The organism is Candidatus Manganitrophus morganii (assembly GCA_021651055.1).
Classification (GTDB): domain Bacteria; phylum Nitrospirota; class Nitrospiria; order SBBL01; family Manganitrophaceae; genus Manganitrophus; species Manganitrophus morganii.
This window is the reverse complement of record JAJHOH010000001.1, coordinates 3,678,842-3,701,922: the sequence shown is the minus strand read 5'-3', so window position 1 is coordinate 3,701,922 and position 23,081 is coordinate 3,678,842. Positions and strand designations below refer to the sequence as shown.

Genomic DNA, 23,081 nt, shown 5'->3' with positions numbered 1-23,081 from the left:
TGTTGAAAAGCGTCCTGCTCTTGCAATTATCCTTCGAACAGCGCTAACTTCTCACCCTCTTTCAGGGTGACGATCGCCTTCTTCCAATCGGGCCGCTTTCCGACAAACCGCCCCAATCGTTTCTCTTTTCCAGGCACATTCACGATGCGGACATCCTTGACCTTCACATTCAAGGTATCTTCGACGGCCCGCTTCACTTCACTCTTGTTCGCATTCCGCCGGATCGCAAAACAGTACTTATTCTGCGCTTCACGAAGCTGCGTGCTCTTCTCCGTCAAAACCGGACGGAGGATAATATCATGCCGATTCATGGTTTCCCCACACCTCTACCAGCCTGGCGACATCCCGGCGCGTAATGACGACCGTATCCGCCAGCAGGAGATCATAAACGTTCAATTGTCGGACTTCCAGCATCTTGACCAGCGGGATATTGCGCGCCGCACGATCGAGATTCTCCTGGATTTGCGAGACGACGAGGAGGACCTTCCCGTCCAATCCGAGCCGTCCGAGCAGATTCACCATCGTTTTTGTTTTCGGCTCGGAGATCTCAAGATCCTCCAGGACGAGCAACTTTCCCTCTTCCACCTTGGAGGAGAGGGCCGAAAAGAGCGCCTTCCTCGACTTCTTTTTAGGAATGTCGTACGCATACGAACGAGGGAGCGGACCGAAAGTCGTTCCCCCGCCCCTCCAAATCGGAGAGCGATTCGATCCCGCCCGGGCCCGTCCGGTTCCCTTCTGCTTCCACGGCTTCTTTCCGCCGCCGCTGACAAAACCCTTCGTTTTCGTCGAGGCCGTCCCCTGGCGCATGGAAGCTTGCTGCATCAGAACCACCTCATGAAGAAGGCCCTTGGAAACCGCTGCGCCGAAGATCGGCTCATCCAGGGTGATGGTCCCCGTTTTTTCATTCTGAATATTTTTCACTTCTACTTCAGGCATGGTTCCCTCAAAATGATCTATTTTTTCTTAGCCGGCTCCGCCTGCTTTTTGACCTTCCCCCGCTTTGCCTTATGGATCAGGACCAATCCGTTCTCGCTCCCGGGAATCGATCCCTTGACGAAAACAAGATTTTCCTCCGCGCGGACATCGACGATCTCCAACCCTTCCGCGGTCACCCGCTCGCTTCCCATATGGCCCGGCATTCCCTTGTTCTTCCAAACGCGGGAGGGAAAAGAGCTCGCCCCGATCGATCCGGGACGACGGTGGAACATCGATCCGTGTGTCGCAGGACCGCCCCGATAGTGGTGCCGCTTCATCACCCCTTGAAAACCCTTCCCCTTGGAGGTTCCGGTCACGGTGACGAATTCCCCCTTTTGGAAAATCTCCGCCGTAATGACCTGGCCGACGCTGATCCCGTTGAGGTCTCCCTTAAACTCCCTGAGCACCCGGGCGGGGGCGACATTCGCCCGTTTGAAATGCCCTCGCACCGGTTGGGTCACGCGGTGTTCTTTCACCTCGTCAAAGGAGAGCTGCGCCGACGGGTAACCTTCCCTTTCGACCGTCTTGATCTGAACCACCTTACAAGGGCCGACCTCGATGACCGTGACGGGAACGAGCTTCCCCTCGTCATACACCTGCGTCATCCCAAGCTTATATCCGATTAATCCGTCTACCATCTCTCTCACCTTCGCTATTTAAAGCTTGATCTCCACATTCACGCCCGCCGAGAGATTCAATTTCATCAGGGCATCGACCGTCTCCGGCGTCGGTTCCAAAATATCGATGAGGCGCTTATGTGTTCGGATCTCAAACTGCTCCCTGGACTTCTTATCGACGTGCGGCGACCGAAGGACCGTATACTTGTTGATCTTCGTCGGAAGAGGAATCGGACCGGCCACCTTGGCACCGGTTCGCCTCACCGTTTCGACGATCTCCCCGACCGATTGATCCAGAACGCGATAGTCGTACGCTTTTAACCGAATTCGAATTTTCTGATTCACGCTTTTCCCTTTATTTCTATGTGGGACCCGTGCGCTCCTGCTTCGCAGGATGCTCCGATGCCCCACGCCCGGCGCTCGCTTCTTCCTTACTTCTTTTTAGATCAAGTCCTGCTATTTAATCACTTTTGTGATAACGCCTGCGCCGACGGTGCGGCCGCCTTCCCGGATGGCGAATCGGAGTCCCTCTTGCATCGCAATCGGCATGATCAGTTCCACGTCCATCGTGACGTTATCCCCCGGCATCACCATCTCTACCCCTTCGGCGAGCTTCACCACTCCGGTCACATCGGTGGTTCGAAGATAAAACTGCGGCCGATATCCGTTGAAGAACGGGGTGTGCCGGCCCCCTTCTTCTTTGGTCAATATGTAGGCTTCGGCTTTGAAGTTGGTGTGCGGGGTAATACTCCCCGGCTTCGCGAGCACCATCCCCCGCTCGACGTCTTCTTTCTTGGTGCCTCTTAAGAGCACCCCGACGTTGTCTCCGGCTTGCCCCTGGTCGAGGATCTTTCTGAACATCTCCACTCCGGTGACCACGGTCTTCTGGGTGGCTTTGATCCCAACGATTTCGATCTCGTCTCCGACTTTCACGATCCCTTTCTCGACTCGGCCGGTGACGACGGTGCCTCTGCCGGAGATGGAGAAGACGTCTTCGATCGGCATGATGAAGGGCTTGTCGATTTCGCGGGTGGGGGTGGGGATGTAGCTGTCGACGGCGTCCATCAGCTTTAGGATGGCTTGCTCGCCCATCTCGCTTTTGTCCCCTTCCAACGCTTTGAGCGCGGAGCCGATGACGACGGGAATGTCATCTCCCGGAAATTCATACTTGCTCAACAGCTCCCGGACTTCCAGCTCCACCAGATCCAGCAGCTCTTTGTCGTCGACCATGTCGGCTTTGTTCAAGAAGACGACGATGTAGGGAACGCCGACTTGGCGCGCCAGCAGGATGTGCTCGCGTGTCTGCGGCATCGGTCCGTCGGCGGCGGAGACCACCAGGATCGCTCCGTCCATCTGGGCGGCGCCGGTGATCATGTTCTTGACGTAGTCGGCATGCCCCGGACAGTCGACGTGCGCGTAGTGGCGCTTGTCGGTCTGGTACTCCACGTGCGCAATCGCAATGGTGATCCCGCGCTCTTTCTCTTCGGGGGCTTTGTCGATCTGATCGTACGCTAAATACTCCGCAAACTTCTTGTCGGCCAACACTTTTGTGATCGCAGAGGTCAGGGTCGTCTTCCCATGATCCACATGCCCGATCGTCCCAATGTTCACGTGCGGCTTCGTCCGCTCAAATTTCGCCTTCGCCATCTATCCCTCCAAAATAATCATTATTCGTGAGTCGTTATTCGTGAATCGTGAAATCAAAGCGATTAACAATTCACGTTTAGCGATTAACGTCTTCTCACTTCTACGCGGCGGTCCCTTGGCTCTTTGCAATAATCTCATCCGAGATATTTTTCGGAACCACGTCGTAGTGAGCAAATTGCATGGTAAAGACACCCCGTCCCTGCGTCATCGACCGAAGATCGGTCGCATATCCAAACATCTCCGCCAGCGGGACCTGGGCAGAAATCACCTGCGCCCCGCCCCGCATTTTCATTCCGAGAATCTTCCCCCGCTTGGAGCTGAGATTTCCGATGACATCCCCCATGTATTCTTCCGGGACGATGACCTCTAAATCCATGATCGGCTCCAGCAACGCCGGGCTGGCACGCTTTGTTGCCTCCTTGAATCCCATGGAGGCGGCAATCTTAAACGCCATTTCCGAGGAGTCGACCTCGTGGTACGATCCGTCGGTGAGGGTGACCTTGAAATCGACCATCGGATATCCGGCGACAATGCCGGAGGTCATCGCCTCGCGAACCCCCTTCTCAACCGCGGGGATATATTCCTTCGGAACCGCGCCCCCGACGATTTTATTGACGAACTCGAATCCCTTTCCGGACTCTTGGGGCTCGACGGTCAGCCAGACATGGCCGTATTGACCCCGGCCTCCCGACTGCCGGATATATTTCCCTTCCGCCTCGGCCTTCGCCTGGATGGTTTCGCGATAGGCCACCTGCGGTTTTCCGACGTTGGTCTCGACTTTAAATTCCCGCTTCAAACGATCAACGATGATCTCAAGGTGCAGTTCCCCCATCCCGGAGATGATCGTTTGCAAAGTCTCTTCATCGCTGGAGATCCGGAGCGACGGGTCTTCCTGCCCGAGCTTCTGGAGCGAGAGGCCGAGCTTCTCCTGATCGGCCTTGGTCTTCGGCTCGATCGCCATCGAGATAACCGGCTCCGGAAATTTCATCACCTCCAGAAGGATCGGGTGGTTCTCATCGCAGAGGGTGTCCCCCGTCGTCGAATTCCTGAGGCCGACGGCGGCGGCGATATCCCCCGCATACACCTCTTTGATCTCTTCCCGCTTGTTGGCGTGCATCTTCAAAAGCCGCCCGATTCGCTCCTTCGTGTCCTTGGTCAAGTTATAGATGTACGAACCGGAATGGAGCACGCCGGAATAGACCCTGAAATAAGTAAGCTGTCCGACGAAAGGATCGCTCATGATTTTGAACGCCAGCGCGGAGAACGGCTCGCTGTCGCTGGCGTTTCGAATGACCTCGTTTCCCGTTTTATGATCGATCCCCTTGACCGGCGGAACATCGAGCGGAGAGGGGAGAAAGTCGACGACGGCATCGATCAGAAGCTGAACCCCTTTGTTCTTAAAAGAAGCGCCGCAGAGGACCGGAACGATCTTCATGGCCAGTGTTCCTTTTCTCAGCGCCCGCTTGATCTCCTCGGGGGCAATCGCATCTCCGCTTAAAAACTTTTCCATGATCGCGTCATCGACGTCGGCCAACGCCTCGATCATCTTGTCGCGATACGCTTGGGCGGTTTCGCGGAGATCTTCCGGGATCTCATCGACAACGAATTTTGCGCCGAGCGTTTCATCATCGAAGAAAATCGCCTTCATCGTGATCAAATCGACCGGCCCGCGGAAGGTCCCTTCTTTCCCGATCGGGATCTGGATCGGAACGGGCCGGGTTCCAAGCCGATCGACCATCGACTGAACGCTGGCGAAAAAATCGGCGCCGGTCCGGTCCATTTTGTTCATGAACGCGATGCGCGGAACGTTGTATCGATCGGCCTGACGCCAGACCGTCTCGGACTGCGGCTCGACCCCTTGCACGGAATCGAAAACCGCCACGGCGCCGTCCAGAACACGGAGCGAACGCTCCACTTCAATCGTGAAATCGACATGGCCGGGGGTATCGATGATGTTGATCCGATGGTTTTTCCAGTAACAGGTCGTGGCGGCGGAGGTAATCGTGATTCCGCGCTCCCGTTCCTGCTCCATCCAGTCCATCGTCGTGGTCCCTTCATCGACTTCGCCGATGCGGTGGGTCACGCCGGTATAGTAGAGGATGCGCTCAGTCGTGGTCGTTTTTCCGGCGTCGATATGGGCCATGATCCCGATGTTTCTCGTTCTCTCTAAAGGATATTCGCGTGCCATTGGACTCTGTCTACCGCTGTTTTTCCTCTCCGGCACTCAAAGCGAGAGGAGATAGAGTAAAAAAGGGTGAAGGCAGCGCCCTCACCCGACGGGTATTCTTTGAACAATTACCAGCGATAATGCGCGAAGGCCTTGTTGGCCTCGGCCATCTTGTGGGTATCCTCCCGCTTCTTCACCGCGCCGCCGGTATTATTCGAGGCGTCCATCAGCTCGGCGGCCAGTTTTTCTTCCATGCTCTTTCCGGCCCGCTGTTTTGCGTAAAGGGTGATCCATCGCAGGGCTAAGGTGGTTCGGCGGCTCTGGCGAATTTCAACAGGAACCTGGTAGGAGGCACCGCCGACCCGCCGCGATTTTACCTCAACCATCGGTTTCACATTTTCGACGGCGCCCTTGAAAACCTTCATCGGGTCCGAACCGCTCTTCTGCTTGATCAACTCGAAAGCGCTATAGCAGACCATTTCAGCAATACTCTTTTTTCCCTGGTGCATCAGCATATTGATAAATTTCGAGACCAGCCGATCGCCGAATCGCTGGTCCGGGAGAACTTCTCTTTTGACGGCTACTTTTCGCCTTGGCATCTCAACCTCAGTAAGAAATTACAATCGGAGACGAATCAGATCAACCTCTCCTTATTTCGGTGTCTTCGCTCCGTACTTGGAGCGCCCCTGCTTCCGATTCGCGACGCCGACCGTGTCGAGCGCGCCCCGGACAATGTGATAACGAACGCCGGGAAGATCCTTCACCCTTCCTCCGCGGACAAGCACGATCGAATGCTCCTGCAGATTGTGACCGACCCCCGGAATATAAGAAGTGACTTCCATCCCATTGGTCAGGCGGACACGCGCCACCTTTCTCAAAGCAGAGTTCGGCTTCTTCGGCGTCGTGGTGTAGACACGGACGCAGACCCCTCTCTTCTGAGGCGATCCCTTCAACGCCGGACTTTTGGTCTTTGTCCGGGCTTTTTCACGTCCTCTTTTAATCAACTGACTGACTGTGGGCACAGACCCTCCTGTAATGAAGCACCGAAACTGTGGAAGTATAGTGAAAGAATTCTTATTTGTCAAGCGCTTTGTTGAAGTCTCCCGCTGCAAAACACGGGAGACTTCAACACGAAACAAAAATCGATCCGTACTGCGCTTACTCGGCCGGAGCCGGCTCCTCGCTCGGGGCGGGGAGCTGCGGGACGGCCTCTTGCGCGACCGCCGCGGCTTCCTCCGGCTGCGGCACCCGGACATAGACTTCGCGATAGCTGCTTAATCCGGTTCCCGCCGGAATGAGCCTTCCGACGATCACATTTTCTTTGAGCCCCAAGAGATCATCGGTTTTTCCGCTGATCGCCGCTTCCGTCAGAACACGGGTGGTTTCTTGGAACGAGGCCGCCGAGATGAAGCTGTCGGTCGAGAGGGCCGCTTTGGTGATTCCGAGCAGAATCGGTTTTCCAATCGCCGGCCGTCCTCCTTTGGCCATCACCCGTTCGTTTTCCAACTGAAAGACGAACTTATCGACCTGGTTCCCGATGAGAAACTCGGTGTCCCCCGGCTCTTCAATTTTCACCCTTCGGAGCATCTGGCGAACGATGATCTCGATGTGTTTATCGTTGATCGAGACCCCCTGTAGCCTGTACACTTCCTGGACTTCGTCCACAAGATACTTTTGTAGTTCCTTCGGACCGAGGACATCCAAGATATCGTGCGGGTTCGCCGAGCCGTCCATAAGCGGCTCGCCGGCATGAACCCAGTCTCCCTCATGGACGTTGACATGTTTGCCTTTGGGGATGTAATACTCCCGGGCGTCTCCCATCTCGTTCCGGACAATGACCTTCCGCATTCCTTTGACGAAGCCGCCGTATTCGACGGTTCCGTCGATCTCGGAGATGACCGCTTGCTCCTTCGGCTTTCTCGCCTCGAAGAGCTCGGCCACGCGGGGAAGACCGCCGGTGATATCTTTGGTCTTGGTCGTTTCCCGCGGGATCTTCGCAAGAACATCCCCCGGAAAAACAACCTGTCCCCGCTCGACCAGAATGTGGGCTCCGGCCGGCAAAAGATACCGGGCGACGGCGGCGGAAGAGGAGATCTTCGCCGTCTTCCCCCCTTCGTCCTTGATCGAGATACGCGGTCTGAGATTGGAGCCTGGATAATCGACGATCACCCGTCGGGACAATCCGGTCACCTCGTCAACCTCTTCCCGCATCGTCTGCCCCTCGATGATGTCTCCGAAGGCGATCTTTCCGCCGACCTCGGTCAAAATCGAGAGGGAGTAAGGATCCCATTCCACCAACTTTTGGCTCGGCTCTACCCGTGCGCCATCTTTTACTTTGATTCTGGCGCCGTAAACGACCGAGTATTTCTCTTTCTCACGGCCGGTTTCATCATAGACCGCGATTTTCCCGTTCCGGTTCATCGCGACCATGTCGCCGTCTTTATTCTTCACGGTATTAAGATTGAGATATTTCAGGATACCGGCATTCTTCGCTTCAAGAACCGTCTGCTCGATGACCTTGCTCGCCGTACCGCCGATGTGGAAGGTCCGCATCGTCAGCTGTGTTCCGGGCTCTCCGATCGATTGGGCCGCGATCACGCCGACCGCCTCCCCTTTCTCGACCAATCGGCCCCGTGCCAGATCCCGTCCGTAGCATCTCACACAAACACCCCGGCGCGCCTGACAGGTCAGCACCGAACGGATCTTCACCTTGTCGATACCGGCTTCCACAACGTCCTGCGTTCTTTTCTCATCAAGCTCTTCGATGGCCGCGCAGATCAACTCTCCGGTGATCGGGTCGCGGATGTCCTCCGCGGTCACCCGGCCGAGGATTCTTTCCTCGAGCGGCTCGATCACCTCTCCCCCTTCCACCAGGGCGGTCACCGTGATCCCGTCGGACGTGCCGCAGTCGAGGTCGTTCACGATCACATCCTGGGCGATATCGACCAGACGCCGTGTCAGGTAGCCGGAGTTCGCCGTCTTCAACGCCGTATCGGCAAGACCTTTCCGGGCGCCGTGCGTCGAGATGAAGTATTGCAACACCGTCAATCCTTCTCGGAAGTTGGCGGTGATCGGGGTTTCGATGATCTCCCCCGACGGCTTCGCCATCAATCCCCGCATTCCGCCGAGTTGACGGATCTGCTGGGTGCTGCCCCGGGCGCCCGAATCGGCCATCATGAAGATCGAGTTGAACTGTTTTCCCTTGCCCGATCCTTTCTTGATGTTCTCTTCCTCTTGCCCGAGCTCTTTCATCATTTCGCTGGCGACCACTTCGGTGACATGCGCCCAGATATCGACTACTTTGTTATAACGTTCGCCGTTCGTAATCAGACCCTCGGCATACTGTTTCTCGATCTCCAGCACTTCCTTTTTTGCCTTTTCAATCGACGCTTCCTTCTTGCTCGGAATGTGCATGTCGTCGATGCTGATGGAAATGCCGGCTTTGGTCGCGTAGAGATAACCGAGATCTTTGACCCGATCCAGCAGGACGACCGTTTCGCGATGGCCCGCCTCGCGGTAGGCCGTATCGATCAGCTTCATCAGCTCTTTCTTGTTCAAGACTTTATTGATCATCGAAAACGGAATCGAGGGAGGAAGGATCTCGCCCAAAATGATCCGGCCGACCGTAGTCTCAACCATACTGCCGTCCCGCTTGACCTTGATCCGGGCATGCTCTTCCACTTCTCGATGATCGTAGGCGATCCGCACCTCTTCCGCGGAGGAGAAGAGCTTCCCTTCTCCCTTCGCCCCGCTCCGCTCCTTCGTCAGCCAGTAGCAGCCGAGCACCATGTCTTGAGAGGGGACCATGATCGGCTTTCCGCTGGCGGGGGAGAGGATGTTATTGATCGCGATCATCAAAACGCGCGCCTCGATCTGCGCTTCGACCGAAAGGGGGACGTGGACCGCCATCTGGTCTCCGTCGAAGTCGGCGTTAAACGCGGCGCAGACGAGCGGATGAAGACGGATCGCTTTCCCTTCCACCAGCAACGGATCGAACGCCTGGATGCCGAGCCGGTGCAATGTCGGCGCCCGGTTCAGCAGGACCGGATGCTCTTTGATCACCTCATCGAGCACATCCCACACCTCGGGCCGCTCTTTTTCCACCATCTTCTTCGCGCTCTTGATCGTGGTGACATAACCCCGTTCTTCGAGCTTCTGGAAGATGAACGGCTTGAAAAGCTCCAGCGCCATCTTCTTCGGCAGACCGCACTGATGGAGCTTGAGCTCCGGCCCGACGACGATCACCGACCGCCCCGAGTAGTCGACCCGCTTTCCGAGCAGGTTCTGACGGAACCGCCCCTGCTTTCCTTTGAGCATATCGGAGAGCGATTTGAGCGGACGCTTATTGGGTCCTCGGATCGCCCGGCCGCGCCGGCCGTTGTCGAAGAGGGCGTCGACCGATTCCTGCAACATCCGCTTCTCATTCCGGATGATGACGGAAGGGGCCTTTAATTCGATCAGACGCTTCAACCGGTTGTTCCGGTTGATCACGCGCCGATAAAGATCATTCAAATCGGACGTCGCAAACCGTCCCCCGTCGAGCGGCACCAACGGCCGCAGCTCCGGCGGAAGGACCGGAATGACGTCGAGGATCATCCAATCCGGGCGGTTCCCCGACTTCCGGAACGACTCGATCACCTTCAATCGCTTCGTCAGCTTTTTCTTCACGGCGGTTGAGCTGGCCTCGGCCACCTTCAGATGCAGCTCATTCCACATCGTATCGAGATCGAGCTTCCGCAGCAATTCGCGAATCGACTCCGCCCCCATGTCGGCGCGGAATCCGTGGTTTCCGTATTGCTCCAACAAGGCACGATAGCGGTCCTCGGTCAGGATCTCTTTTTCTTTCAGATCGGTGTCTTTCGGATCGATGACAATGTAATTCTCGAAATAGAGAACCCGCTCGAGCTGCTTCAAGGTCATGTCGAGCAGCGCGCCGATCCGGCTCGGGACCCCCTTCAAAAACCAAATGTGCGCCACCGGAGAGGCGAGCTCGATATGTCCCATCCGCTCGCGGCGAACCTTCGACTGAATCACTTCGACGCCGCACTTGTCGCAGACGATCCCGCGGTGCTTCATCCGTTTGTATTTTCCGCAGTTGCACTCCCAGTCCTTGATCGGCCCGAAGATCCGGGCGCAGAAGAGCCCGTCCCGCTCCGGTTTAAACGAACGGTAATTGATCGTCTCCGGTTTCTTGACCTCGCCGTAGGACCAGGAGCGGATTTTCTCCGGCGAAGCAATTCGAATACGGATGGCATCAAAAGAGATCGGGTCTTTCGATTTTTCAAACAGGCTGTTAATCGCTTCGACCTTACTAATTGTCTCCATTGAACCTCCAAAAGTAGGGGCGATCCTTGTGATCGCCCTAAAGAGAAGCCTCCCGCCCTAAATGAGGGGCGAATACAAGATTCGCCCCTACACAGCAAGAGACCCCCTAATATGCGTCTTTGTTACTCTCTTCCCTTGATGAGTTCCACGTCGAGACCCAAGCTTTGCAGCTCTTTGATCAAGACGTTGAACGACTCCGGAAGGCCCGGCTCGAGGAAGTTCTCGCCTTTCACAATGGCCTCGTAGATCCGGGATCGTCCGGGAACGTCATCCGATTTCACCGTGAGGAACTCCTGAAGGATGGAGGCGGCGCCGTAGGCTTGAAGCGCCCAGACCTCCATTTCTCCGAGACGTTGTCCTCCGAATTGCGCCTTTCCTCCGAGCGGCTGTTGCGTCACCAGCGAATAAGGGCCGATCGAACGGGCGTGGATCTTGTCGTCCACCAAATGGTGGAGCTTCATCATATACATGTAGCCGACCGTCACAGGGCGATTAAACGGCTCTCCGGACTTCCCATCGTAGAGGACCGTCTGTCCGCTTGTGGGGAGTTTCGCCTTCTGAAGCATCTCCTTGATCTCTTTCTCGGTGGCGCCGTCGAAGACCGGGCTCGCCAAATGGAGCCCCAGCGCTTTCGCCGCCCAACCGAGATGGGTTTCCAAGATCTGGCCGACGTTCATACGGGAAGGAACGCCCAATGGGTTCAGAACGATCCCGACCGGCGTCCCATCCGGAAGATAGGGCATATCCTCTTCCGGCAGAACGCGGGAGACAACCCCCTTGTTTCCGTGCCGTCCGGCCATCTTGTCTCCGACCTGGAGTTTCCGCTTCATGGCGATGAAGACTTTCACCAGCTTGATCACCCCCGGAGGAAGCTCGTCGCCCCGCTTCAACCGGCCGGCCTTCTCATCGTAGATCGTCTGCAAAATATCGATCTGCTCTTTGGTGAAGGCCTCGATCCGGTCGATCTTCTCCTGCTCCTCCGGCTCATTCAAGAGGACGTTCTTCAACTCCTCATCCGGAATTCGATCGAGGATCTCCTTGGTGATCTTTTTCTTTTTCTTGAGAAGGCTCTCACCCGTCTCCGGATCGACGATATCGACCCCGGCGAGCTTTCCGAGAAGGAGCTTGCGGATCTTTTTATGTTTCTCCTCTTCGATGATCCGAAGCTCGTCTTGATGATCCCTTTGGAGCCGGATCACATCTTCATTTTCGATGCTCTTGGAGCGCTCATCTTTCTCGACGCTCTTTCGCGAGAAGATCTTCACGTCGACGACGATCCCCTCGATGCCGGGGGGAACATAGAGCGACGCGTCCTTCACGTCGCCCGCCTTCTCGCCGAAGATCGCCCGCAGCAGCTTCTCCTCCGGCGTCAGCTGGGTTTCCCCTTTCGGGGTCACCTTGCCGACCAGGATGTCTCCCGGCTTCACTTCGGCGCCGATCCGAATGATTCCCGATTCGTCGAGATTCTTCAACGCATCTTCGCTGACGTTCGGAATATCCCGGGTGATCTCTTCCTTTCCGAGCTTGGTGTCGCGCGCTTCGAGCTCGAACTCCTCAATGTGGATCGAGGTGAAGTGATCTTCGCGCACGAGTCTTTCGGAGATGAGGATCGCGTCTTCGAAGTTGTATCCGCCCCACGGCATGAAGGCGACCAGGACGTTTCGGCCCAAGGCCAATTCTCCTTGGTCGATCGCGGGGCCGTCCGCCAGGACATCCCCCTTCTTCACCCGTATTCCGACGGTGACGACCGGCTTCTGAGTGATACAGGTGTTCTGATTGGAGCGCTGGAACTTGATCAGGTTGTAAACATCAAGCGCCACCTCCGGATCTTCCGAGGCATTTTCTTTTTCTTTGCGGGTCAATTCCGCTTTCACGACGATCCGGGTCGCATCGACGCTTTCGATCACCCCCGGCCGCCGGGCCAGCAGCACGTAACCCGAATCCCGCGCGACGATCGCTTCCATTCCGGTCCCGACGAACGGGGCCTCGGTGGCGATCAACGGCACCGCCTGGCGCTGCATGTTCGAACCCATCAGCGCCCGGTTGGCGTCGTCGTTTTCCAAAAACGGAATCAACGCCGTCGCCACGCTGACGATCTGCTTCGGCGAGACGTCCATGTATTCGACCCGTTCGGCCGGGACCATGACGAAATCTCCCGCGTAACGGGCGGAGATGCTGTCGGCAGTAATTTTTCCCTTCCCGTCGACCTTGGTGTTCGCCTGGGCGATGACGTATTTGTCGCCGTCGATCGCCGAGATAAACTCGATCTCCTCGGTCACCCGTCCGCTCTTCACCTTACGGTAAGGCGACTCGATAAAGCCGAACTCGTTGACCCGCGCATAGGTGGCGAGCGAGGTGATCAAGCCGATGTTCGGACCTTCCGGCGTTTCGATCGGACAGATCCGGCCGTAATGGCTCGGGTGAACGTCGCGAACTTCGAATCCGGCCCGCTCCCGGGTCAACCCGCCGGGCCCCAGCGCGGAGAGACGCCGCTTGTGGGTGATTTCGGCCAGCGGATTGGTCTGGTCCATGAACTGCGAGAGCTGGCTGCTTCCGAAGAATTCCTTTATGACGGCGATCACCGGCTTGGCGTTGATCAGGTCGTGCGGGAGAACGGTTTCCAGATCGAGCAGGTTCATCCGCTCCTTGATCGTCCGCTCCATCCGGACCAGGCCGATCCGGAACTGGTTCTCAAGCAGTTCGCCGACCGACCGGACGCGGCGATTGCCGAGATGATCGATATCTTCGATCTCTCCCTTTCCGGTTTTCAAATTGACCAGATAACGGATCACTTCGACGATATCGGGCGCCGTCAGGGTTCTCCGTTCGAGCGGCAGATCGAGGTTGAGTTTTTTGTTCAGCTTCAGCCGGCCGACCGGTGAAAGATCATAGCGCTTGGGGTTGTAGAAGAGATTGTCGAAGAGAACGCGGGCCGTCTCCATGGTCGGGGTCTCCCCCGGGCGCAAACGCCGATAGATCTCCACCATCGCTTCATCCGGCGAGGCGACCTTCTCCATCGACAAGGTATCGCGAATCACCGGAAGGACCTGGATGTTGTCGATGTAGAGGACTTTGATCTCTTTGATCCCGGCTTCGGCAATTTTGGCCAGAACGGCATCGGTTAATTCATGATTGCGCTCAAGGAGAACTTCACCGGTGTTCGGATCGATGATGTCGTTGAGGACCGCTTTCCCAATCAACTCCTCCTTGGGATAAGGCATCTCTTTGATCCCCTCGGTCTTCATCCGCTTGAGGACCCCCTTGGTCATCTTGCTCCCCTCTTTTGCGAGGAGCTCCTTCTCTTTTTTATCCATGAAATCGGTCGGGGCCTTGATACCGGCATGGATATCGGAATCGAGCTTCCGCCAGAAAGCGCCTTCCGCGATCCGGACCTCTTCGATCGGGTAAAAGAGCTTAAGGATTGCCTCTTCGAGGCTCCCTCCCTCGGCCTTTTCTTCCCGTCCGGCCAGGGTGTACTTCTTCTCCTGCTTGTCTCCCTCTTCCTGCGAAAAGGCTTTCAATAGGATCGTGGCGGGAAGTTTGCGCCGGCGATCGATTCGAACGTAGAGAATGTCTTTGGCGTCGAATTCGAAATCGAGCCATGAGCCCCGATAAGGAATAATCCGGGCGGAATAGAGAACCTTGCCGCTGGCGTGGGTTCTTCCCTTGTCATGCGTGAAGGCGGCGCCGGGAGAGCGTTGGAGCTGGCTCACGACCACCCGTTCGGTTCCGTTCACCAGGAACGTCCCGTTTTCGGTCATCAGGGGAAGTTCGCCAATGTAGACCTCCTGCTCACGGACGTCTCGGACCTTCTTTGCGTCCCCTTTGGCCTCTTTGTCCCAGACGACCAGGCGGACGCGGATCTTCAACGGGGCCGCAAAGGTCATTCCTCGTTCAAGGCATTCCTGCACGTCATATTTCGGGGTTCCGATCGAGTAGTCGATAAACTCGATCATCGCCGTGTCATTGTAATCGGAGATCGGGAAGACGCTCGTAAAGGCGGACTGCAATCCGATATCCTCCCGCTGCTCCGCAGGGATATCTCTTTGCAGGAAGCGCTCGTACGATTGCCTCTGAATCTCAATCAGATTCGGAATCGGAATCTGGATGCTGATTTTTGATAAATCTTTTCTGTCTCGAGTACCGTTTACGGTGCTCTGTGCCATTCAATCCTCCTGGAGTCCATGTTCAAGGTCATCCCGTAAAGACCGTTCCGGAAAATCGACGGCGGGAATCCCCCTTCATTGAAAGGTCCCGCCTCCGAATTTGGATTTCCGATCTTTTACGTCGTGATGATCCTTCGATCGAACTCAGTTTAAAACCGATTTGAAGACGCACTCGGTCTGGAGTGGCCGAACATCTTACTTGATTTCGACCTTGGCCCCATTTTCTTCGAGCTTCTTCTTCATCGATTCGGCCTCTTCCTTGGTGACACCGCTCTTCACGGTTTTCGGGGCCCCTTCGACGAGATCCTTCGCTTCCTTCAGACCGAGGCTGGTCAACTCGCGTACCACTTTGATGACCTGAATTTTCTTATCGCCCGCAGCGGAAAGAACCACGTCAAACGCCGTTTTCTCCTCGGCCGCTGCAGCCGCCTGGCCACCCCCGCTCCCGGGGGCTGCGGCGACGGCCATCGGCGCCGCGGCGGTGACGCCGAATCGCTCTTCAACCAGCTTAATCAACTCAGCCAACTGAAGTACAGGCATCTTCTCAACGGCCTTGATAATCTGATCGTTCGTTAACTCCATTTCCTCTGTCTGTGCCATTTTCGGTTCTCTCCTTATTAAATGAACGGGTTTGTAGGGGCGGCCCCCTGTGGCCGCCCATGTTTGATCTCTTTCGTAAACTTAGGCCGGGGGCGCCTGACGTTTATCATGGACCGCTTGGAGGGTCCTGACGAATTTGCTTAATACGCCGTTGAGGGTACCAGCCAATCCGTAGAGCGGAGATTTCAGGCGGCCGATGAACTGGCTGACCAAGACCTCTTTGGATGGGAGCTTCGCGATCTGCTTCAGTCGGACCGGATCGACGACCTGATTTTCGACAACCCCCACCTTGATCTTCAGCTTTTTCTGTTTGTCCGCAATGTTATTCAATGCCTTCGCCGGAGCGACCGGATCGTCATAACCGAGGGCCACGGCAATCGGTCCCTTGAAATGATCACGAATCCCCTGCAACGTCGTCCCTTCTGCGGCCCGGTAGGCAAGGGTGTTCTTAATGACCTTAAACTCTCCCTTCGCCCGGCGGAGCTCGTTCTTCACCGCTCGGATCTCTTCGACCTCCATGCCGGAAAACTCGGCCAGGACGGCCACCTTGGCTCGGGAAAACTTTTCCTTCAACTCCGCAATCATCACACCTTTTTCTTCTTTTTTCATCTTCCGCCCTTATTCTTCGTTTCTTGTTAACCTGCCTGGTACGGCCACGAAAAAACCGAGTTAAGTGATGCCGCCGATGCTCCCCGTATCAATTGGAATGCCGGGCCCCATTGTGGAAGAGACGGTAATCCCCTTGACATATTTCCCTTTGGCCGAGGCCGGCTTGGCCTTGATGACGGAATCGATGATGACACCGGCATTTTCAGCAAGCTGTTGCGCGGTGAAGGAAACGCGGCCGATCGTCACGTGAATGATGGCGGCTTTCTCAACCCGATACTCCACTTTTCCCTGTCGGATCTCTCTGATCGCCCGCGCCACATCGAAGGTCACCGTTCCGGTCTTCGGATTCGGCATCAAACCGCGCGGACCGAGGACCTTTCCCAATCGACCGACCACACCCATTAAATCGGGGGTCGCAACAACCGTATCGAAATCAAGCCATCCCTGGTTGATCTTCTCGATCAGGTCATCCAAGCCGACGTAATCGGCTCCGGCCTGGGTCGCCTCTTTTTCTTTTTCTCCCTTTGCAAAGACCAGGATGCGCACTTTTTTTCCGGTTCCATGCGGGAGGACGACCGAGCCGCGCACCATTTGATCGGAGTGCTTCGGATCGACCCCCAGGCGAACCGCCATATCGACACTCTCGTCGAACTTGGCGAAATGAGCTTGCTTTACCAGATCAAATGCCTCATCGAGCTTATATGCCCTCTCCTCAACCTTTGCGACTGCCCCCTCGTATTTTTTACCCATTTTCCCCTCGGCTTATAGATCCCATTCCAAAGTATGTGCTGAACTACTCGACTGTAATGCCCATGCTTCGCGCCGTTCCCTCGACGATCTTGCGGGCCCCCTCCAGATCGACTGCATTCAAATCCTGCATTTTCGTTTTTGCGATCTCTTCGACCTGGGCACGGGTCACCTTGCCGACCTTGTCTTTCTGAGGAACGGCCGATCCCTTGATGATCCCCGCCGCTTTTTTAAGAAGCTCCGCAGCGGGAGGACTTTTCAAGACAAAGGTGAATGTGCGGTCCGAGTAGATGCTGATGAGAGCGGGGATGATCGTCCCCTCTTGCCCCTGTGTCTTGGCATTGAAGGCCTTGCAGAACTCCATGATGTTGACGCCATGCTGACCTAAGGCCGGACCGACCGGAGGAGCCGGATTCGCCTTGCCCGCCGGAATTTGAAGCTTAACCATTGCCGTCACTTCTTTCGCCATTTGATCTCCTTAAAGCGGATATAAATCTCTGAGATACCGTTAGACCTTTTCTACCTGTAGAAAGCTTAGCTCCACCGGGGTCGATCTTCCAAAAATACTGACCAATACCTTCACCTTGCTCTGGTCGGGGTTCACCTCGTCGATGACTCCATTGAATCCCAAGAACGGTCCGTCGGTGATCCGGACATTGTCCCCCTTCTCGAACTGCGTCTTCTCCCGCGGTTTACCGACCCCTTCATCAATCTGTTTTAAAAGTACGTCGACTTCATGTTGAGAAAGGGGGGAAGGGGCCTCGCCGCCTCCTAAAAATCCGGTGACCTTGGGGGTGCTCTTCACCAGTTGTTGAAGTTCATCATCCATGTTCATCTCAACGAGAACATAACCGGGGAAGAACTTCTTCGTCGAGACCCGCTTTTTCCCTTCTTTGATCTCAACCACTTCTTCCGTCGGGATCAGCACCTTGCCGACTTTTTCTTCCAGACCGAGCGCTTTGATCCGCTCCTCGAGACTGGCTTTGACGCGCCCCTCATAACCGGAATAGGTATGAATGACATACCAGTTTTTTTCCATCAAACTCTCCTTCAACATTATCTGGGACTCAAACGACCAAGCGCAGTAGGCGGACCAAGATGAGATCCACAACGGCTAGGAAAACGGAGACAATCACAGTAAAAACAATCACCACGGTTGTTGACCCGATCGTCTCACTTTTGCTAGGAAAGGTGACCTTCGAAAGTTCGCTCTTAACGTCTTTAAAGAAATCGCTGATGGTTTGGAAAAACCGCTTGATCATTTTTTCTCTACCTCAGTTTGCGCCCGTTGCCTTCTCGGCGTTTCGACCTGGCAGGCCAGGAGGGATTCGAACCCCCAACATGCGGTTTTGGAGACCGCCGCTCTAACCAATTGGAGCTACTGGCCTATTTTATATGTGTGGGCCCGTGCGGCAACTCAAAAAGAAAGGTCCTCCGATGCCCACCTGCCCAGCCATCTAATTTTCAGGGGTCCCCATCTAGCCTGCTGGGGTACATCATACGATGTCCCCCACGCCCCGCTGCTCGGACAGGCAAAGGCTGATCCTCGCCTTATCTTTATTTCACTTCCTTATGAGCCGTATGCTTGCGACAGGAATTGCAATACTTCTTGAGCTCAATCCGATCGGGAGTATTCCTCTTGTTCTTATTGGTTGAATAATTCCGTCTCTTGCAATCGGTGCAAGCCATCGTAACGATATCGCGCATGATTGGATCCTACCTTATCTAATAAGCTCTTATTTAATCACTTTTGTGATAACGCCTGCGCCGACGGTGCGGCCGCCTTCCCGGATGGCGAATCGGAGTCCCTCTTGCATCGCAATCGGCATGATCAGTTCCACGTCCATCGTGACGTTATCCCCCGGCATCACCATCTCTACCCCTTCGGCGAGCTTCACCACTCCGGTCACATCGGTGGTTCGAAGATAAAACTGCGGCCGATATCCGTTGAAGAACGGGGTGTGCCGGCCCCCTTCTTCTTTGGTCAATATGTAGGCTTCGGCTTTGAAGTTGGTGTGCGGGGTAATACTCCCCGGCTTCGCGAGCACCATCCCCCGCTCGACGTCTTCTTTCTTGGTGCCTCTTAAGAGCACCCCGACGTTGTCTCCGGCTTGCCCCTGGTCGAGGATCTTTCTGAACATCTCCACTCCGGTGACCACGGTCTTCTGGGTGGCTTTGATCCCAACGATTTCGATCTCGTCTCCGACTTTCACGATCCCTTTCTCGACTCGGCCGGTGACGACGGTGCCTCTGCCGGAGATGGAGAAGACGTCTTCGATCGGCATGATGAAGGGCTTGTCGATTTCGCGGGTGGGGGTGGGGATGTAGCTGTCGACGGCGTCCATCAGCTTTAGGATGGCTTGCTCGCCCATCTCGCTTTTGTCCCCTTCCAACGCTTTGAGCGCGGAGCCGATGACGACGGGAATGTCATCTCCCGGAAATTCATACTTGCTCAACAGCTCCCGGACTTCCAGCTCCACCAGATCCAGCAGCTCTTTGTCGTCGACCATGTCGGCTTTGTTCAAGAAGACGACGATGTAGGGAACGCCGACTTGGCGCGCCAGCAGGATGTGCTCGCGTGTCTGCGGCATCGGTCCGTCGGCGGCGGAGACCACCAGGATCGCTCCGTCCATCTGGGCGGCGCCGGTGATCATGTTCTTGACGTAGTCGGCATGCCCCGGACAGTCGACGTGCGCGTAGTGGCGCTTGTCGGTCTGGTACTCCACGTGCGCAATCGCAATGGTGATCCCGCGCTCTTTCTCTTCGGGGGCTTTGTCGATCTGATCGTACGCTAAATACTCCGCAAACTTCTTGTCGGCCAACACTTTTGTGATCGCAGAGGTCAGGGTCGTCTTCCCATGATCCACATGCCCGATCGTCCCAATGTTCACGTGCGGCTTCGTCCGCTCAAATTTCGCCTTCGCCATCTATCCCTCCAAAAATTCCGTCTTACGGTGACCCCTACGTCATTCCCACCGCGCTGTTCATTACACTAAGACATTGCCCGACTTTCGTCTTCACTGGAGCCCTCGACCGGGATCGAACCGGTGACCTCATCCTTACCAAGGATGTGCTCTGCCAACTGAGCTACAAGGGCTCAATAGATTTGCTATTGAGTTATCAGGCAAGGTAACAAGCGGCTCTCTATCTTAATTCCTCTCTTAATTCTTCTCAGCTTCATGAAACTGAATTGGAGCGGGAAACGGGATTTGAACCCGCGACCCCTAGCTTGGAAGGCTAGCGCTCTACCGCTGAGCTATTCCCGCATGAGCTTATTTTTAAATCGGTCAACGGCTGAGATCCTCTTCACTTACGTGGTGGGGAGGGGAGGATTCGAACCTCCGAAGCCCTAAGGCGACAGATTTACAGTCTGTTCCCTTTGTCCACTCGGGAACCTCCCCAGCTGAGGCCCATCCTCCTGATTCCTCTGCTATAATTGAAACAGCACCTGCTCTGGAGCTGGCGAAGGGAATTGAACCCCCGACCTGCTGATTACAAGTCAGCTGCTCTACCGACTGAGCTACGCCAGCTTATATTCTTTACAACCTAAAAGAAACTGTGCTATAAGCTCCCGTATTTCATTTAATTTCAAATCGATTGAAGCCCTGAAAAAAGGGAAGGAAGAGGCTAAACCAGCCAGATAAACGATTAATTATAGTTTTGAGTTATCATTTTGTCAATAGGGAAAACAAGAATATTTTTAATTTATAACCTTCTCACACCATGAAACCCGTGAAACTCAGCAGGAGGTATTAATGGCAACCCTATTTAGATCCTTTTTTTTCTGGATAATCTTCGGTCTCTTTCTCTCGATTTATTCCCCTCCCGTCTCTGCCCTGGATCTAGATATCGACCTGGGACTGGGCCCCACGCTCCTCAGCCAAGAAGAATTCAAAGACCTGAGCGAGGAGATGGGCCTTGCATTAAGTTATCTTCCTCTTAGCCCCGCAGAGTCCCTTGGAGTCCTTGGCTTCGACATCGGAGCCGAAGTGACTGCAGCAAATATCCGCGAAGACCATTCATACTGGACCAAAGTGACAGAAGATCCCCCTAGCCAAATCATCCTTCCAAAACTGCATATTCAAAAGGGACTTCCCTTCGGATTCGATATTGGAGCAGTTTATTCAAAAGTTCCTCAATCGAACGTTTCAATGGTAGGAGGCGAACTCAAATGGGCGTTCATTTCGGGGAATGCCGTTTGGCCGGCCGTTGCCATTCGGGGGTCTTACACCAGACTCCTCGGCGTTGATGATCTAGACTTGGAAACCATCGGAGCGGATCTCTCTATCAGCAAAGGCCTTGCTTTTGTCACACCCTATGCCGGTATCGGTCAGGTTTGGATTAGAAGCAAGGAGAAAGTCAGCAGTCTTGACCTGGAAAAAGAAAGCCTCAGTCTAACAAAAGGCTTTATTGGGGTCAAGATCTCCCTTTTAATTATTAATTTTGTCGCCGAGGCTGATTTTTCGAAAATTCCGCTTTATTCAGGAAGGATCAATATCGGTTTCTAGGAGGCCATACGTAGATCTAAACGAGGGGCTGTTCTTCTCAATATTTGGTGAAGACAGCCCCTTCAATTTTTACTACAGGTGATTCCGCTTACACTCCTCCGGAGGTTGGGGAGGAAAGTAGGTGACACCCTGATTTATCTTTCTTGTAAGTCGCCTCGCATGCTGAGCAAACCGCCTTTGATCCCTTGAAGCTCAGCTTTACGCCGCAACGGCACATCCATCCGTGTTGCGCCGACGGGTTTCCGTAAACCAAAGCAAAGTCGGGAACATCCTTTGTAACGACGGCCCCCGCCCCGATAAACGCATACTGTCCGATGGTCACCCCACAGACAATTGTCGCGTTGGCGCCAATGGTCGCCCCCTGCTTGACCAAGGTCGACTTATATTCGTTTTTTCGCGAAACGGCGCTCCGGGGGTTGATCACATTCGTGAAGACCATGCTCGGACCGCAGAAAACATCGTCCTCCAGGATGACGCCGGTGTAGACAGAGACATTATTCTGAATCTTCACCCCATTGCCGACCTTGACCTGGGGGGAGATGACCACGTTCTGACCGATGTTGCAGTTTCGGCCGATCTCACTTCCGGTCATAATGTGAGAGAAATGCCATACCTTCGTCCCCTCCCCTACTTTGGCCCCTTCGTCTAGAATACCGGTCGGATCGATATAAAATCCCTTCTTCTCAACTTTCACCTTCGGTGCACTTTCGATTAAGGCCGGTCTCCCCTGCTCGTGCAAAGAGGATTGGCAGGCCTGAAGCACTTGAAGGACACGAAGCCCTTCCGCCCCGTCGGTCTTCGGTTTCTTCCGGGTTGAAATGCAATCAAGAAAATGAAGGCACTCCTCCAAGAGCGGCTCCTTCATCACCAAGGGGACGATCTCCCCATCTCCCCTCGATGGAACCGGCTCTCGATTGATCCATTCGATCTTGTGAGGAAAGAGGAGGAGTTTCCGGTCGGGCGACACATCATCGAAAACGGCCATCTTCTTCTCACCGACAATCACCATCTTCTGCTCTTTGTAAGGATGGAGCCAGCTGACGAAGATATGCGCCCTCACCCCGCTGCCGAAGGTAAAATTCGTAAAGGTGACATCGGCGATGGTCGGGTGAAGATAATTCCCTCCATGCGTGGAGACCTCCTTCGGAAGCTCGCCGAGCAACAACAAGATCACCGAGATGTCGTGCGGTGCAAAGCTCCAGAGGATGTTCTCTTCGCTTCGGATCTTTCCGAGGTTCAGCCGGGTCGAATAGATATAATCGATTTTTCCGAGCTCCCCGTCATTGATCAACGCCTTCAACTTCAAAATCGCAGGATGGTATTGAAGAAGATGGCCGACCATCAAGATGCGGTTCTTCTTCTCCGCCAGACTCACCAGTCGGGCTCCGTCGGTTACGTCGAGGGCAAGCGGTTTTTCAATGAACACATCCTTCCCACCCTCCAGCGCTTTCTTGGCAAGCTCATAATGAAGCGCGGCGGGCGCCGCGATGGCCACCGCGTCGATTTGAGGATCTTTGAGGACTTCCGAGAGCTGGGTCGTATACGTAAGGTCAGGATGCGTTTCTTTGAAACCGGAGAGACGGGCGGGATCGCTGTCGCAGACCGTTTTTAAGACGCCGAGTTGATGGAAGTTCCTCAGAAGGTTTTTACCCCAGTAACCGCTGCCGATCAGCGCAATGTTCTTTTTACCGGCCCTTTTTTGTTCCATCGAATCTCTCCC

At 55.1% G+C, this 23,081-nt stretch carries 20 protein-coding genes, 5 tRNA genes and 1 pseudogene; 1 reads left to right on the top strand and 25 read right to left on the bottom strand.

Going from position 1 to position 23,081, the window contains the following annotated elements; translation table 11 throughout:
* Positions 1–26 precede the first annotated feature (26 nt).
* The 23 genes from MCM46_16995 to MCM46_16885 all read right to left on the bottom strand — a co-directional run bounded on the left by MCM46_16995 (position 27) and on the right by MCM46_16885 (position 20,383).
* A complete protein-coding gene (locus tag MCM46_16995) occupies positions 27–311 on the bottom strand; it encodes a 50S ribosomal protein L23 (GenBank protein ID MCG3113508.1) in 285 nt (94 codons plus the stop codon).
* Positions 298–936: a 50S ribosomal protein L4 gene (gene rplD / locus MCM46_16990; GenBank protein MCG3113507.1), complete on the bottom strand. Its 639-nt coding sequence runs from the start codon at positions 934–936 to the stop codon at positions 298–300. The genes MCM46_16995 and rplD overlap by 14 nt, the downstream gene beginning before the upstream one ends.
* A gap of 17 nt (positions 937–953) precedes the next feature.
* Positions 954–1,613 carry a 50S ribosomal protein L3 gene (gene rplC / locus MCM46_16985; protein ID MCG3113506.1) on the bottom strand — a complete coding sequence of 220 codons (660 nt, stop codon included), beginning with the start codon at positions 1,611–1,613 and terminating at the stop codon, positions 954–956.
* 18 nt (positions 1,614–1,631) lie between these two features.
* Complete coding sequence (rpsJ, locus tag MCM46_16980; GenBank protein MCG3113505.1) at positions 1,632–1,937, bottom strand: 30S ribosomal protein S10; 306 nt, start codon at positions 1,935–1,937, stop codon at positions 1,632–1,634.
* A 111-nt stretch (positions 1,938–2,048) separates the two neighbouring features.
* Positions 2,049–3,239: an elongation factor Tu gene (gene tuf / locus MCM46_16975; GenBank protein ID MCG3113504.1), complete on the bottom strand. Its 1,191-nt coding sequence runs from the start codon at positions 3,237–3,239 to the stop codon at positions 2,049–2,051.
* Positions 3,240–3,339: 100 nt separating this feature from the next.
* On the bottom strand, positions 3,340–5,427 hold the full coding sequence (gene fusA, locus MCM46_16970) for an elongation factor G (GenBank protein MCG3113503.1): 2,088 nt from the start codon (positions 5,425–5,427) through the stop codon (positions 3,340–3,342).
* 107 nt (positions 5,428–5,534) lie between these two features.
* Positions 5,535–6,005 carry a 30S ribosomal protein S7 gene (gene rpsG / locus MCM46_16965; GenBank protein ID MCG3113502.1) on the bottom strand — a complete coding sequence of 157 codons (471 nt, stop codon included), beginning with the start codon at positions 6,003–6,005 and terminating at the stop codon, positions 5,535–5,537.
* A 51-nt stretch (positions 6,006–6,056) separates the two neighbouring features.
* Positions 6,057–6,428, bottom strand: coding sequence for a 30S ribosomal protein S12 (gene rpsL / locus MCM46_16960; GenBank protein MCG3113501.1), 372 nt, complete (start codon positions 6,426–6,428; stop codon positions 6,057–6,059).
* Positions 6,429–6,564: 136 nt separating this feature from the next.
* Positions 6,565–10,731 carry a DNA-directed RNA polymerase subunit beta' gene (gene rpoC / locus MCM46_16955; GenBank protein ID MCG3113500.1) on the bottom strand — a complete coding sequence of 1,389 codons (4,167 nt, stop codon included), beginning with the start codon at positions 10,729–10,731 and terminating at the stop codon, positions 6,565–6,567.
* 122 nt (positions 10,732–10,853) lie between these two features.
* Entirely contained in the window at positions 10,854–14,897 is a 4,044-nt protein-coding gene (gene rpoB / locus MCM46_16950) for a DNA-directed RNA polymerase subunit beta (GenBank protein ID MCG3113499.1), read from the bottom strand.
* A 195-nt stretch (positions 14,898–15,092) separates the two neighbouring features.
* Positions 15,093–15,479, bottom strand: coding sequence for a 50S ribosomal protein L7/L12 (rplL, locus tag MCM46_16945; GenBank protein ID MCG3113498.1), 387 nt, complete (start codon positions 15,477–15,479; stop codon positions 15,093–15,095).
* Positions 15,480–15,578: 99 nt separating this feature from the next.
* On the bottom strand, positions 15,579–16,106 hold the full coding sequence (gene rplJ / locus MCM46_16940; GenBank protein MCG3113497.1) for a 50S ribosomal protein L10: 528 nt from the start codon (positions 16,104–16,106) through the stop codon (positions 15,579–15,581).
* Positions 16,107–16,166: 60 nt separating this feature from the next.
* Positions 16,167–16,856 carry a 50S ribosomal protein L1 gene (rplA, locus tag MCM46_16935; GenBank protein ID MCG3113496.1) on the bottom strand — a complete coding sequence of 230 codons (690 nt, stop codon included), beginning with the start codon at positions 16,854–16,856 and terminating at the stop codon, positions 16,167–16,169.
* Positions 16,857–16,899: 43 nt separating this feature from the next.
* Entirely contained in the window at positions 16,900–17,322 is a 423-nt protein-coding gene (gene rplK / locus MCM46_16930; protein MCG3113495.1) for a 50S ribosomal protein L11, read from the bottom strand.
* 39 nt (positions 17,323–17,361) lie between these two features.
* The gene (nusG, locus tag MCM46_16925) at positions 17,362–17,892 is read right to left on the bottom strand and encodes a transcription termination/antitermination protein NusG (protein ID MCG3113494.1); all 531 of its coding nucleotides are present in this window, start codon (positions 17,890–17,892) and stop codon (positions 17,362–17,364) included.
* Between the two features lie 28 nt (positions 17,893–17,920).
* A complete protein-coding gene (gene secE / locus MCM46_16920) occupies positions 17,921–18,115 on the bottom strand; it encodes a preprotein translocase subunit SecE (protein MCG3113493.1) in 195 nt (64 codons plus the stop codon).
* 48 nt (positions 18,116–18,163) lie between these two features.
* Positions 18,164–18,241 (bottom strand) — tRNA-Trp (locus MCM46_16915).
* 169 nt (positions 18,242–18,410) lie between these two features.
* On the bottom strand, positions 18,411–18,560 hold the full coding sequence (rpmG, locus tag MCM46_16910; protein MCG3113492.1) for a 50S ribosomal protein L33: 150 nt from the start codon (positions 18,558–18,560) through the stop codon (positions 18,411–18,413).
* 29 nt (positions 18,561–18,589) lie between these two features.
* Positions 18,590–19,780: an elongation factor Tu gene (gene tuf / locus MCM46_16905; protein MCG3113491.1), complete on the bottom strand. Its 1,191-nt coding sequence runs from the start codon at positions 19,778–19,780 to the stop codon at positions 18,590–18,592.
* A gap of 94 nt (positions 19,781–19,874) precedes the next feature.
* Positions 19,875–19,950: transfer RNA gene (locus tag MCM46_16900), tRNA-Thr, on the bottom strand.
* A gap of 94 nt (positions 19,951–20,044) precedes the next feature.
* Positions 20,045–20,119, bottom strand: a tRNA-Gly gene (locus MCM46_16895).
* Between the two features lie 49 nt (positions 20,120–20,168).
* Positions 20,169–20,254 (bottom strand) — tRNA-Tyr (locus MCM46_16890).
* 53 nt (positions 20,255–20,307) lie between these two features.
* A tRNA-Thr gene (locus tag MCM46_16885) sits at positions 20,308–20,383 on the bottom strand.
* Between the two features lie 225 nt (positions 20,384–20,608).
* On the opposite strand from MCM46_16885, the gene MCM46_16880 reads away from it, so the two are divergent.
* Positions 20,609–21,361 (top strand): hypothetical protein, encoded by a 753-nt coding sequence (locus MCM46_16880; protein ID MCG3113490.1) that lies wholly within the window; start codon positions 20,609–20,611, stop codon positions 21,359–21,361.
* 88 nt (positions 21,362–21,449) lie between these two features.
* Here the strand turns inward: MCM46_16880 and MCM46_16875 are convergent, their stop codons facing one another.
* On the bottom strand, positions 21,450–22,055 hold the full coding sequence (locus MCM46_16875; protein MCG3113489.1) for an acetyltransferase: 606 nt from the start codon (positions 22,053–22,055) through the stop codon (positions 21,450–21,452).
* A gap of 93 nt (positions 22,056–22,148) precedes the next feature.
* Positions 22,149–23,069, bottom strand: a pseudogene (locus MCM46_16870) (Gfo/Idh/MocA family oxidoreductase).
* Between the last annotated feature and the right edge of the window lie 12 nt (positions 23,070–23,081).

Coding starts and splice junctions, on each gene's coding strand:
- MCM46_16995 (MCG3113508.1), bottom strand. CDS start 311: ATGAATCGGCATGATATTATCCTCCGTCCGGTTTTGACGGAGAAGAGC.
- rplD (MCG3113507.1), bottom strand. CDS start 936: ATGCCTGAAGTAGAAGTGAAAAATATTCAGAATGAAAAAACGGGGACC.
- rplC (MCG3113506.1), bottom strand. CDS start 1,613: ATGGTAGACGGATTAATCGGATATAAGCTTGGGATGACGCAGGTGTAT.
- tuf (MCG3113504.1), bottom strand. CDS start 3,239: ATGGCGAAGGCGAAATTTGAGCGGACGAAGCCGCACGTGAACATTGGG.
- fusA (MCG3113503.1), bottom strand. CDS start 5,427: ATGGCACGCGAATATCCTTTAGAGAGAACGAGAAACATCGGGATCATG.
- rpsG (MCG3113502.1), bottom strand. CDS start 6,005: ATGCCAAGGCGAAAAGTAGCCGTCAAAAGAGAAGTTCTCCCGGACCAG.
- rpoC (MCG3113500.1), bottom strand. CDS start 10,731: ATGGAGACAATTAGTAAGGTCGAAGCGATTAACAGCCTGTTTGAAAAA.
- rpoB (MCG3113499.1), bottom strand. CDS start 14,897: ATGGCACAGAGCACCGTAAACGGTACTCGAGACAGAAAAGATTTATCA.
- rplL (MCG3113498.1), bottom strand. CDS start 15,479: ATGGAGTTAACGAACGATCAGATTATCAAGGCCGTTGAGAAGATGCCT.
- rplJ (MCG3113497.1), bottom strand. CDS start 16,106: ATGAAAAAAGAAGAAAAAGGTGTGATGATTGCGGAGTTGAAGGAAAAG.
- rplA (MCG3113496.1), bottom strand. CDS start 16,856: ATGGGTAAAAAATACGAGGGGGCAGTCGCAAAGGTTGAGGAGAGGGCA.
- rplK (MCG3113495.1), bottom strand. CDS start 17,322: ATGGCGAAAGAAGTGACGGCAATGGTTAAGCTTCAAATTCCGGCGGGC.
- nusG (MCG3113494.1), bottom strand. CDS start 17,892: ATGGAAAAAAACTGGTATGTCATTCATACCTATTCCGGTTATGAGGGG.
- secE (MCG3113493.1), bottom strand. CDS start 18,115: ATGATCAAGCGGTTTTTCCAAACCATCAGCGATTTCTTTAAAGACGTT.
- rpmG (MCG3113492.1), bottom strand. CDS start 18,560: ATGCGCGATATCGTTACGATGGCTTGCACCGATTGCAAGAGACGGAAT.
- tuf (MCG3113491.1), bottom strand. CDS start 19,780: ATGGCGAAGGCGAAATTTGAGCGGACGAAGCCGCACGTGAACATTGGG.
- MCM46_16880 (MCG3113490.1), top strand. CDS start 20,609: ATGGCAACCCTATTTAGATCCTTTTTTTTCTGGATAATCTTCGGTCTC.